The sequence below is a fragment of the Chryseobacterium binzhouense genome, assembly GCF_007474545.1.
In the GTDB taxonomy this organism is placed as follows: domain Bacteria; phylum Bacteroidota; class Bacteroidia; order Flavobacteriales; family Weeksellaceae; genus Chryseobacterium; species Chryseobacterium binzhouense.
This window is the reverse complement of sequence record NZ_VKOG01000002.1, coordinates 149,688-162,166: the sequence shown is the minus strand read 5'-3', so window position 1 is coordinate 162,166 and position 12,479 is coordinate 149,688. Positions and strand designations below refer to the sequence as shown.

At 35.3% G+C, this 12,479-nt stretch carries 8 protein-coding genes; all 8 read left to right on the top strand.

Features of this window, described 5'->3' with window-relative positions; genetic code table 11:
• Positions 1–36: 36 nt before the first annotated feature.
• On the top strand, positions 37–642 hold the full coding sequence (locus tag FNE73_RS06445) for a hypothetical protein (protein WP_143883956.1): 606 nt from the start codon (positions 37–39) through the stop codon (positions 640–642).
• A gap of 620 nt (positions 643–1,262) precedes the next feature.
• Entirely contained in the window at positions 1,263–1,490 is a 228-nt protein-coding gene (locus tag FNE73_RS06440) for a phosphate ABC transporter substrate-binding protein (protein ID WP_143883955.1), read from the top strand.
• Between the two features lie 1,233 nt (positions 1,491–2,723).
• A complete protein-coding gene (locus FNE73_RS06435) occupies positions 2,724–4,460 on the top strand; it encodes an APC family permease (protein ID WP_143883954.1) in 1,737 nt (578 codons plus the stop codon).
• A gap of 104 nt (positions 4,461–4,564) precedes the next feature.
• The gene (locus tag FNE73_RS06430) at positions 4,565–5,005 is read left to right on the top strand and encodes a hypothetical protein (RefSeq protein ID WP_143883953.1); all 441 of its coding nucleotides are present in this window, start codon (positions 4,565–4,567) and stop codon (positions 5,003–5,005) included.
• A gap of 102 nt (positions 5,006–5,107) precedes the next feature.
• The gene (locus FNE73_RS06425) at positions 5,108–6,193 is read left to right on the top strand and encodes an efflux RND transporter periplasmic adaptor subunit (protein ID WP_143883952.1); all 1,086 of its coding nucleotides are present in this window, start codon (positions 5,108–5,110) and stop codon (positions 6,191–6,193) included.
• A 15-nt stretch (positions 6,194–6,208) separates the two neighbouring features.
• Complete coding sequence (locus FNE73_RS06420; RefSeq protein ID WP_143883951.1) at positions 6,209–9,373, top strand: efflux RND transporter permease subunit; 3,165 nt, start codon at positions 6,209–6,211, stop codon at positions 9,371–9,373.
• Positions 9,366–10,832 (top strand): TolC family protein, encoded by a 1,467-nt coding sequence (locus FNE73_RS06415; RefSeq protein WP_143883950.1) that lies wholly within the window; start codon positions 9,366–9,368, stop codon positions 10,830–10,832. The genes FNE73_RS06420 and FNE73_RS06415 overlap by 8 nt, the downstream gene beginning before the upstream one ends.
• A 561-nt stretch (positions 10,833–11,393) precedes the next feature.
• Entirely contained in the window at positions 11,394–12,458 is a 1,065-nt protein-coding gene (locus FNE73_RS06410) for a PKD domain-containing protein (protein ID WP_143883949.1), read from the top strand.
• Positions 12,459–12,479 lie beyond the last annotated feature (21 nt).

Below are 12,479 nucleotides of genomic sequence, written 5' to 3'. Positions count from 1 at the left end.
GCTGCAATAGGGGCTAGGAATAAAAACTGCATAAAAATGATACAACTTTTTAACGTTATTGAAATTGATCCTTTTGGATTTTCAAAAGAAGGATATGAAATTCCTGAACTTTCATGTTCATCAAATCCTGAAGATCATTATGAAAGATGGCAAAAAGCTATTAAAACATTAAATCTAGATTTGAATCCAATTGAAAAAGGTTCTTATTTTGTGGATATTGAACACATAGATGATAAAAACTTAAAAATTATTTTAAAAGTTATTTTTGAAGATGTTGAGATAGAAGGAACTGATTTTCTGGCATCATTTAATGGAGGTCTTATTTTAATGGAAAACAATGAAATTTTAATTGAACCCACCTGCTGCTGCGATCTTGAAAATCTAAAAAACTGGGAATATGTTTTTGAGAATGACTCATCAGAATGGTCACAATTATGGATTGGTCATCCGTGGATTTTCTATAAAAAAGAAAATGGTAAAATTCAATTTTCCGATTATACCGAGAATCTGTTAAGTGAATTAGAAAGTATACAATCTGTTTGTGAAGTTGATGAATTAGCTTTGCAAATTGAAATTAATAAAATGAAAGAACGACAAGTACATTTCAATAATAGAGTTATTAAGCTTTTGACAGAAATATAATTTCAAATTTTGAGATTGTGCTTCGTCACTTCACTTCTTGCAATAACTAAAACAATAGTTGTGAAAACGACACAGGAAATGTAGATGTTAAGAAAATAAGCTATGCGAACGTTTAAAAAAATTCTACTATTCGAAGCGCATCACAAATTCAGAACCGAAGAACAAATATTGAATTCGCGCGAGTTTTAGAATTTTTAGAGAGTATAGATTATTTTTAGCCGGAGTTTCCAAGTCTTGAATTTTTGGTTCTTTTGCTTCAAGGCAAAAGAACAAATATAAAAATGAGATTGCTTCGTCATTTCCTTCCTCGCAATGATAAAAAAGATAAACCGGTGCCGTAAGAAAAGAATTCCTTCGACTTCCAATTGAAAAATGAGTCTTTTCGTTAGATTGCTCGGTTTTTATAACCAATGTCGTTTTTAAGAGTTCCATCGTCAAACTTAAAATTTGAACAGTATTCTAAAACTCTTATAACTTGTTACTTGGTTTAAAATAAATTTAACTGCGTAAAAAGAATGCGCACTAAGACGATAACTTTGCATCAACAAGACATATAACTATGAATTATTACAAAAAATGGCTTAAAGGAACATTGTATTGAAGTTAAATACTCAATACTTATGAAAAAATTTAAAACATTAAAAAAGTCTTTCGGAATCAATGAATATGGATTAATTGACCTTCCGAAGAAAATTTCAAATATCCGGATTTCCAGAATTTTATATGGAAATGAGATGGGATGCTCTTATTGTTTTCCGTATGGTTTTGAAACCATTAATTCAAAAGAAATTAAGTTTCAGAGAAACTGGAAAAAATACAGAAAAACCCAATGGAAAACTAAAAAGTAAGTGTCGTAAAACAGAATTACTTCGTTAAAGGGCGGTTTTGCAGGTTCGAATCCTGCTCCTGAAAATTCAGGATGGTGTAATTGGCTATCACGTCGCGGTCAAGTCTCTGTTTGATTTTTCACCTTATTTAAAAAATTACCGATGCCGTAAGAAAAGAATTCCTTCGATCTCCACTTGATAAGAGTCTTTTCGCCAAATTGCTCGGTTTAAATAACCAATGTCGTTAATATAAGAGATCCATCGTCATACTTCTTTGAATAGATATTAAAAACTCTTATAGCTTGTTACTTGGTTTTTAAATATAAAATAAATTTCAACTGCGTAAAAGAATACGCACTAACAAAATAATTTTGCAACAACAAAACACAATAACCATAAAAATTTTAAAAAAGCAAGTGTAGTAAAACAGAGTTGCTTCGTTAAGAGCGGTTTTGCGGGTTCGAGTCCTGCTTCCAAAGTGAATAGCGTAAATGGTAACGTATCGTACACAAGTTCTGTTTGAATTTTCACCTAGCTTATAACTGATGCCGTAAGAAAGAGCTCCTTCGACTTTCCATTAAAAAAGACTCTTTTTGAAAATTGCTCAGTTTTTATTACACGCAAGTGCCGTAGATAAAAGTTACTTCGATTTTTTACAAAGGTTCGAAATCGAAGATTCGACGGAGTCAATCCTTTTGCCGAAAAAAGGCACGGTCGAGTGGTTAGACAAATTTTAAGACCGCTTTATCAGAATTTGCCTTGTTTTTTTTAAAATATTAAAAATAAAAATCAAGTGTCGTTTTAGAGTCATACTTCGGTTATTAATCATTGGGGCGCAGGTTCGAGTCCTGCTTTTTCCAAAAGAAAAAGTAGCTCAGTTGATAGAGCAAATGCACAGAAAGATTCTATATTTTTACCTTGATTTAATAATAAAGAGTGTCGTAGAAAAGACTTACTTCTTGGTATAATTTTGGTTCGAGTCCAAACGATCTGAAAAAGATCGGGAAGTCTTTTGATTGTAACCTCTTTGAAAACAGAGTGCCGTTAGAGAAAACTTACTTCGGTTAATCTTATGATGTTGGTTCGACTCCAGAATAAATCTGCAAATGATTTATAATAAAGAGTTTTCTCGCACATTGCCTCTTTTTAAATGAGTATTACAAAATTTTAATGCCATATTTATTAATACAAAAGCCAAAAAAATGAACTTTTTTTGTTATTATTACATTCTTAAACATAAAAGATCAAAATAAAATGTCTACAAAAAAACTCGGTGAATGGTACGCTACAGCGATATGCGGAAATGATATTACCTCTTCTTGTCTTTACGTTTCTGCTTTGGCAATAGTCGCTGCAGGACAATATGCCTGGATTGCTCTTCTCATGGTTGCAGCAATACTTTTCTTGTTCCGTAAAATTTATGGTGAAGTAGTAGGAGCACTTCCTCTTAATGGTGGTGCTTACAATGTATTGCTCAATACAACAACAAAAAGCAATGCTTCAGTGGCAGCCTGCCTCACCATTCTCTCCTATATGGCAACAGCCGTTATTTCTTCAAGCGAGGCAATGCATTACCTGCATCACATTCTGCCATATTTTGATGTAAATATTGCAACCTTTGTTCTGTTGCTGATCTTTTTGGGACTTACTGTTTTGGGTATCTCAGAAAGTGCTGTTGTAGCATTGGTAATATTTATTTTCCACCTTACAACGATGGCATTATTGATAGGTTCCTGCATTTATTTCGTAATGAGTAATGGTTTTTCTATACTTACATCCAATTTTCACCTGCCGGTAAAAAACGGAAGCATTATGACGGCCATATTTTTTGGTTTTTCTGCTGCAATGCTCGGTATATCTGGGTTTGAGAGTTCATCAAATTTCGTAGAGGAACAAAAGAGAGGCGTTTTTGCGAAAACTCTCAGAAATATGTGGATTGCAGTTTCTATTCTCAATCCGCTGATTGCCTTTTTGGCAATTTGCATTATTCCGATTGCTGAGGTTGGTGAGCATCAGAATTCTTTTCTCAGCTATATCGGAAGTTTAACAGGTGGAAGCTGGTTGGCGACAATTGTTTCAATTAATGCTGTTACGGTTTTGAGCGGAGCAGTACTTACTTCGTTTGTTGGGGTTAATGGTCTTATCAAGAGAATGACCTTAGACAGGATTCTTCCAAATTATTTTCTCAAAGAAAACAAAAGAGGCAGTACATACAGAATCCTTATTCTGTTTTTTCTTCTGTGCTGTTCTGTTTTGCTGGTTACAAAAGGCAAATTAGGACCTTTAGCTGCAGTATATGCACTTTCATTTTTAACAGTAATGGCATCTTTTGCCTTAGGGAATATTTTATTAAAGTTAAGACGCTCCCGGCTTCCAAGACCGGAATATGCCAAACCCGGCGCTGTATTGATAGCACTTTTTGCTATTATTATTGCATTGTACGGAAATGTGAAAGCAAACCCGCAGTATCTGGTTACCTTTTTACAATATTTTGTGCCTTCAGTTTTACTTATTCTGGGAATGCTGATGAGAAAAGATATTATGCACTTTATTGTAAATATTCTGGAATCGGTATCTAAAGGATATAAACGATACACCGTTACAAGACAGCGTTTCTTAAACAGAAGCCTGAAAAAACTGTATGAACAGAATTTTGTGTTTTTTTCTAAAGGTGATGATATTTCTACCCTCAATAAAGTAATGATGTATCTGCACGAAAATGAGGTGACCAACAAAATGAAAATTGTAACGATTCTTAACAAGGATAAACAACCTGACCCCAAATTTCTTTCAGACTTTGATACGTTGGACAGAGCTTATCCTGAGGTTGATATGGAATATATTACAATGGTGGGAGAGTTTACTCCTGAGCTGGTAGATAAGCTGAGCAAGGAATGGAATATTCCCAAAAATTTCATGTTCATCAGCAGTCCTGGTGAAAGATTCAGCTACAGGGTTGATGAGTTGGGCGGTGTAAGACTTATCTTGTAATTGTTTTAAAATCTCATGAGGTAACCATAATTTAATCTTTTAATACTTTTTTAATTTTGCAAACTTGTAAATAAGATTAAAGTTTGGTTACCTTTGCCATCAGAATGTCAAGTAGATTTTATCAGTTTTTATATAGTTCGCTGTTTGCTTTACTTACCGTTTTAGGTATGTATGACGGGCAACTGCAGCAGTATATTTCTCAGGATACATCTTTTGATCTTCAATATAGCAGTGGTTTAAATCAAAATGAGCATCCGGCTTTTTACTTTGGTAAAGAAGACCGGAAATTTTGTTTATATACCGCTGATCATCCGCATTACATCAATATTTGCGCTGACTTCTCGGAAATTGATTCTGAAAATGACGATAATGTTGGGACTTCTTCAGAATTGCTTACGCTTTTCAAGGAAGATTTCCGGCATATGATCTCAAATTTTGTTACGAAATTTCACGACAAAAAAGTTGCTGTTTCTCTGGCTCATTCAGAGCTTTTACATCCTTCTCAGGATGATCTGTATATTCAGTACAGGGTCATCCGGCTGTGATTTTATAATAATTTTTCCGGAAAAAATTAAAGCTTTCATTGGTTATCCTGAAAGCTGAAAAATCTATTTCAATTTTAAAAATTATTATAAAATATTATCATCATGGTCAAGAAAAGTCTCATGTATATCAGTCTGTGTCTTGTTTTTTGGAGTATAAGCTGCCAATCAGAGAAAAAGGAAAAGACAGAAGAGGCATCTTTTAATGTGACAAGTCCAATCGTAAAAGATACATTAATCAATAAAGATTATGTAGCTCAAATCCGTTCCATCAATCATATTGAGCTTCGTGCTCAGGAAAAAGGATATATTCAGTCTATCTATGTAGATGAGGGGCAGTATGTTCAGAAAGGACAGCTTTTATTCAAAATAATGCCCAATTTATATCAATCTGATGTAAATAAAGCTAAGGCTGAAGCCAGGTATGCCGAAATTGAATATCAGAATACTAAAAATCTTGCAGACAAAGATATCGTAGCTCCACAGGAAATGGCGATGGCAAAAGCCAGATATGAAAAAGCCAGAGCGGAGCTTTCTTCTACAAATATCCATTTAGGTTTTACTGAAATAAGGGCACCTTTTTCTGGAATTGTAGGAAGACTTCATGTGAGAAAAGGAAGTCTTGTGGATGATGGCGAATTAATCACAGAACTTTCGGATAACAGTAAAATGTGGGTATACTTCAACGTTCCGGAAGCTGAATATCTGAATCAGATGAGTGACAGAAAAACAAATGATCCTTTGCACGTTCGTCTCAGAATGGCAAACGAGAAAGAGTTTCCTCAGGACGGAATTGTAGAAACTATTGAGTCTGATTTTGATAATGAAACAGGAAATATCGCTTACAGAGCAACTTTTCCCAATCCAAAAGGCTTATTAAGATACGGTGAGACAGGAAATATAGTCATCACTTCACCTTACGCCAATGCATTAATAATTCCTCAGAAAGCAACTTTTGAAGAATTGGAGAAAAAATATGTATATGTAATTACAAAAGATAATAAAGTAAAAGCAAGAGAAATAAAAATTGCTGCTGAATTGCCGCATATTTATGTAGTAGCCTCAGGTCTTGAAAAGAATGAAAGAATTCTTCTTGACGGTCTTAGAATGGTTCAGGAAAACCAGAAGATTAATGTCAAATATCAAAAACCTGAAAAAGTGATGTCGAATCTGGATCTGTATGCCGAGTAATTTAAAAGCAGAATTATGTTTAAAAGAGTTATACACAGACCGGTTTTTGCTATTGTATTATCGGTAGTTATCTTATTTATCGGAGGTCTTGCCATTAAGCAGCTTCCTACCGAGCAGTTTCCCAAAATTGCTCCTACTACGGTTGCTGTTACCATTGCTTACCCGGGCGCAAGTGCAGATGTATTGGTAAAATCTTCTTTAATTACCATAGAAAATGCGATTAATGGTGTTCAGGGAATGCGGTATATCACAACCGATGCAACAAGTGCAGGAGAAGCCACAGTGAATGTAGTTTTTGATCCCGGAACCGATGCTAATGAGGCTGTTGTTCTGGTAAAAACAAGAGTAGATCAGGTAATGCCTCTGCTTCCCGAACTGGTACAGAAGGAAGGGGTTGTAGTAAACCCTATTCAGCCAAGTATGTTGATGTATGTAAATTTATACAGCACCAATAAAAGCATGGACGAAAAATTTCTGTACAATTATGCAACAGTTAATATTATCCCGGAAATCAACCGTATTCATGGGATTGCTAAATCTCAGATTCTGGGAAGCCGCAGATATGCAATGCGTATCTGGCTAAATCCGGACAGAATGCGAGCATACTCAATTTCTGTAGATGAGGTTATGAAAGCAATTGGTGAGCAAAGTATTATCGGCCGTCCCGGTAGAATAGGGCAAAGCTCTGGTATTGCAGCACAGTCGCTGGAATATGTGCTTACTTATAAGGGACAATACAATAAACCTGAAGAATACGAAAATATTATTGTTCGGTCCAATTCTGAAGGAGAAAATATCAAACTGAAAGATATAGCCAATATAGAATTGGGAAGTGAGTTTTTTGATATTTATTCGAATCTTGACGGTCACCCTTCGGCTTCTATTGTATTAAAACAGAACTATGGAAGTAATGCGAATGATGTAATTAAAGATGTGAAAGCCAAATTGGAAGAAATGAAAGGAAGCTTTCCTCCGGGAGTTGATTATAAAATCAGTTATGATGTTTCACAATTCCTTGATGCTTCTATTGAGCAGGTAATGCATACTTTAAGAGATGCTTTTATTTTGGTAGCGATTGTTGTATTTATATTCTTAGGAGATTGGCGGTCAACATTAATCCCGATTATTGCTGTCCCGGTTTCTTTGATCGGAACTTTTTTCGTCATTCAGCTTTTTGGGATGTCAATTAATCTGGTAACACTTTTTGCGTTGGTTTTAGCCATCGGAATTGTAGTAGATAATGCGATTGTGGTAATTGAAGCCGTTCATGCCAAGATGGAAGAAAATAGTACTATTACTCCTTATAAAGCGGTAAAAGAAGTAATGGGAGAAATTGCAGGTGCGATCATTGCCATTACTGCGGTAATGGTTGCAGTATTTATTCCGATTTCGTTTATGACGGGTCCTGTTGGTACTTTCTACCGCCAGTTTTCAATTACCATGGCAAGTTCGATTGTAATTTCAGCGGTGGTAGCTTTAACATTGACTCCGGTTTTGGCAGCTATGTTATTAAAAAATCACCATGGAAAACAAAAAAAATCTAACATTTTCGTTAAATCTTTAGATTCTTTCAATAAAGGATTTGATAAGATAACAGGAAAATATGCATTATTCCTAAGAAAAATAGTAACCCGAAAAGTAGTTACATGGGGAATTCTAGGCGCTTTCTGTGTAGGAATTTTTATTGTCAATAGGTTGCTTCCGGGCGGTTTTATTCCCAACGAAGATCAGGGAACAATTTATGCGATTGTTCAGACTCCACCGGGATCAACGCTTGAGCAGACCAATAAAGTATCAAGAGAATTACAAAAAATCTGTGAAAACGTAGATGGTGTAGAATCGGTTTCATCATTGGCAGGTTACGAAATTATGACAGAAGGCCGTGGGTCCAACGCCGGAACATGCTTAATTAATCTTAAAAGCTGGAATGAGCGTGAGCATAACGTGAAAGAAATCATGGAGAAGCTTGAAGAAAAATCAAAAGATCTTGGAGCAACCATTGAATTTTTTGAACCGCCTGCAGTTCCGGGCTTCGGATCTTCGGGAGGTTTTTCTATGAGACTTCTTGATATGAACAGAACCACCAATTATCAGGATTTTGATAAAATAAATAAAGATTTTATCGCTCAACTCAAAAAACGTAAAGAACTTACCGGAGTGTTTACCTTTTTTGCAGCAAATTATCCGCAATACGAGTTGGTTTTCGATAACAATGCAGCGATGCAGAAGGGTGTATCTCTTGGTACTGCAATGGAAAATCTCAATATTTTAATCGGAAGTACTTACGAGCAGGGATTTATCCGTTTCGGGCAGTTTTTCAAAGTGTACGTGCAGTCATCACCGAAATTTAGGAGACTTCCTACTGATATTTTAGGGTTGTACGTGAAAAATGATCATGGTGAAATGGTTCCCTATTCAGCATTTATGACCATGAAGAAGACTCAGGGTCCGAATGAGATTACGAGGTATAATATGTACAATTCGGCGGCAATCCGTGGACTTCCGGCGGAAGGATATACAACAGCAGATGCCATTCAGGTAATCAACGAAGTAGCAGAAAAGACGCTTCCTCACGGTTACAAAGTAGCTTGGGAAGGACTGTCTTATGATGAAGCACAGCGTGGTAATGAAGCAATTTATGTATTTCTTGTTGTTTTAGTATTTGTTTATCTGGTATTGGCAGCACAATATGAAAGTTTTATCATTCCGTTTGCTGTTTTATTCTCATTGCCGGTCGGAGTTTTTGGGTCATTTTTATTATTAAAAGCGATGGGACTGGAAAATGACATTTACGCACAGGTAGGATTAATTATGATCATCGGATTATTAGGTAAAAATGCTGTTCTTATTGTAGAAGTTGCGGTAAAAAGGCGGCAGGCAGGAGATTCTATTGTTGATGCTGCCATTGAAGGCTCAAGAGCACGTTTCAGACCTATTTTGATGACCTCATTTGCATTTATTGCAGGTTTGGTTCCGCTCGTTTTTGCACGAGGAGCAGGTGCGGTGGGAAATCATACCATCGGAGCCTCTGCTTTAGGGGGAATGTTGGTAGGAACTCTGTTCGGAGTGATTGTAATTCCGGGGCTCTACTACATTTTTGCTAAATTATCGGACGGCAGAAAAATGATCAAAGACGAAGATGAATCACCATTAACTGAAGACATGATCCATTATGAATAAGAATAAATTATATCAATACGCAGGAGCGGTAGTCTTTCTAATAAGCCTTACTGCCTGCAAACCTGTAGAAATACAGCAACGTGCCGAAAATAAAACAGTTCCTGAAATGTATGGAGCTGAGCAAAATGATTCTTCCAATACGGGAAAAATAAAATGGAATGAATATTTTAACGATCAGAACCTTCAGACATTAATTAGCCAGGCACTTCAGAATAATCAGGAATTAAATATTGTTCTTCAGGAAATTGAAATTTCTAAAAATGAAATTAAAGCGAGAAAAGGAGAATATCTGCCGACAGTTGGTCTGAAAGCAGGAGCCGGAGTTGATAAAGTAAGCCGCTATACCAATATCGGTGCAATGGAAGCTAATACTGAAATTGAACCTGGAAAAGAAATGCCGGAGCCATTATTTGATTTCGGAATAGGAGCTCAGGCAAAATGGGAAACCGATATCTGGGGGAAACTTCACAATGCAACGAGAGCTCAGGTTCAGCGTTATTTAGCGACTGTAGAAGGTAAAAACTTTATGATTACCAATCTGATTTCTGAGATTGCGGATTCTTACTATGAGCTTCTTGCGCTGGATAATGAACTGGTCATTTTAAATCAAAATATTAAAATCCAGAATGATGCTCTGAATATTATAAAAGAACTGAAAAAAAATGCACGCTCTAATGAACTTGCTGTGAAAAGATTTCAGGCTCAGGTTTTGAGAACGCAGGGAATGCAGTATGAAATCCAGCAGAAAATTGTAGAAACCGAAAATAAAATAAATTTTCTGGTAGGAAGATTTCCTCAGCCGGTGGAAAGAAGCCATGATTTTGACTCTGTAATTCCACAAACGGTTTTTGCAGGAATTCCTTCTGAGCTTCTGGAAAACCGTCCTGATATTAAGCAGGCAGAGTATGAACTGGCTGCATCAAAGCTGGACGTTAAATCTGCAAAAGCAAGATTTTATCCTTCTCTTGATATTGGAGCAGGAATTGGTTTGCAGGCATTTAATCCGGTATATTTAATAAAACCTGAGTCGTTTTTGTTTTCTTTAGCCGGAGAACTTACCGCACCGCTCATTAACAGAAGTGCAATAAAAGCAGCATATAAAAATGCAAATGCAAAGCAGATTCAGGCAGTTTATCATTATGAACAAACGGTTTTAGGAGCTTACATTGAGGTGGCAAATCAACTTTCGAAGATCAAAAATCTGAATAATAGTGTCAGTATTAAAATGCAGGAAGTTGATGCTTTAACAAAATCTATTGATATTTCTAATGATCTTTTCAAATATGCAAGAGCAGATTATATGGAAGTTCTGCTTACACAAAGAGATGCTTTAGAATCAAGGTTTGAACTTGTTGAAAAGAAAGTTGATCAACTGAAAGCCAGTGTTGCTGTTTACAGAGCACTTGGCGGTGGGTGGAATCAGAACCCAATAAATCAGGAAAATTTAATTAAAAAATAAGAATTGTTTAATTAATCAGAAAGAGACTTATCGGTTGGTAAGTCTCTTTTTATTAAGAATGAAAATCTGATATTTTAAAACCAAATAATTTTGTTGCAATAGGTGTGATTTTAACAAAAAATTATTAAATAACCTCTTATATGCAGACAAACCCCGACAAAAAGAGGAAAGTGTTTTAAATAACCAAAGAGCAAATTCAACTATTCATTGACAGACAGCAATGGATTATGAGGAAAAAGAGAAAAACGTATACGGATTATTTTATTCCGATGATGAAAATCTAAGAAGCTCCTTGAAAAACATAAAAAAAAACGTCTTCGAAGATGGAAAATTTTCTCTTGTGAAAACCAGTGAAAATGGTGAACCGTTATTTAAAATAAATTGCTTAAATCTTGGTATAAATAAGCATCTCAAATTTCACACATTTACTTTTAAGATTTTAAAAATATCAAAGTTTTATTGGAAAGAGAATTTTTTTTATTCGAATTCTGTAAAAAACCTGCCGAAAAAATTGCATGAAAAGAAAATCGTAAATATATTTGTAGGAAACACAAAAACCAAATGAAGAAAAAGAATGTCAATTTCTTACCTAATATTGACCCTAGAATTTATGTAAGCTTCGGAATAATCTTACTTCTTAGTCTCCTATTTCTTATATACCAGTACTTTCGTCATGTAGATTGTGAAAATGCAAACTATTACATTCATGCAGACGAATATATTGTCAATAAAGTGGTCGAATTCAATGACAATACAAAAGGAGCCACTTCCTGGGAATGGGATTTTGGCGACAGTACCGCAATAGACAGAAGACAGCGTACTCTTCATTATTATAAAAAGCCGGGAGAATATATTGTAAAGCTCAAAATTAATGGAAACTGCGTTCACGAAAAATCAGTGATCATTACCAGCATTAGTCAGCAGACAGGCTATCTTCCGATTATTATGGCTCCAGATGTAGCAACAGTAGGTGATCCTGTATATTTCAACGCAGAAAAAGAAGGTGGGGAATCGTGGGAGTGGAGTTTTGGTGAAACAGCCAGTACAGATGCGCTGGGAAAATCCCCAGTTTATCGTTTCAAAACTACGGGAGATAAAAAAATAACCCTTATCGTCAATGGAGATGTAGAACATACCGCTGTAAAAACAATCTATGTCGCTCCAAAAACCATCAAAGCAAAACAGAAAATTGATATTAAATCATACGAATTTGAGAAGCCTCATTCTGCCTTTTCATTGCCAATAGGAAGTGCGCAGAAAGATCCGCTTGTCGATATGTTGCAATATATACCTGTTTCACCTAAAACAAAATCCAAAAAAGATTCTGTAATTGCGGTAAAAAAAGCACCTGAAATTTCCAATGAGCAATTTAAGTTATTGCTTAATCAGGTGGCTGCAGAGGCAAAAACAAAAGATGATTTTAAAGATTATCTCTGTGAAAAATATGATATTCCTGTTGTTGCGAATGATAAGAAGTTAATTCCATTTGAACAGTTCTGTCAGAATATTGCAGGAAAAAAGATAAAAATCACAGCATTACGCCTAAACAAAGATGCTCATAACTGTATTCAGAATATCAATATCCAATACAAAATCAAAAAATATTTGATTTGGATGAAGGAATAAAAAAACTAAAAAAAAACACAA

Excerpts from the sequence above, each read along its gene's own strand:
- FNE73_RS06410 (WP_143883949.1), top strand. The coding sequence starts at position 11,394 with ATGAAGAAAAAGAATGTCAATTTCTTACCTAATATTGACCCTAGAATT.
- FNE73_RS06430 (WP_143883953.1), top strand. The coding sequence starts at position 4,565 with ATGTCAAGTAGATTTTATCAGTTTTTATATAGTTCGCTGTTTGCTTTA.
- FNE73_RS06425 (WP_143883952.1), top strand. The coding sequence starts at position 5,108 with ATGGTCAAGAAAAGTCTCATGTATATCAGTCTGTGTCTTGTTTTTTGG.
- FNE73_RS06435 (WP_143883954.1), top strand. The coding sequence starts at position 2,724 with ATGTCTACAAAAAAACTCGGTGAATGGTACGCTACAGCGATATGCGGA.
- FNE73_RS06420 (WP_143883951.1), top strand. The coding sequence starts at position 6,209 with ATGTTTAAAAGAGTTATACACAGACCGGTTTTTGCTATTGTATTATCG.
- FNE73_RS06445 (WP_143883956.1), top strand. The coding sequence starts at position 37 with ATGATACAACTTTTTAACGTTATTGAAATTGATCCTTTTGGATTTTCA.
- FNE73_RS06440 (WP_143883955.1), top strand. The coding sequence starts at position 1,263 with ATGAAAAAATTTAAAACATTAAAAAAGTCTTTCGGAATCAATGAATAT.
- FNE73_RS06415 (WP_143883950.1), top strand. The coding sequence starts at position 9,366 with ATGAATAAGAATAAATTATATCAATACGCAGGAGCGGTAGTCTTTCTA.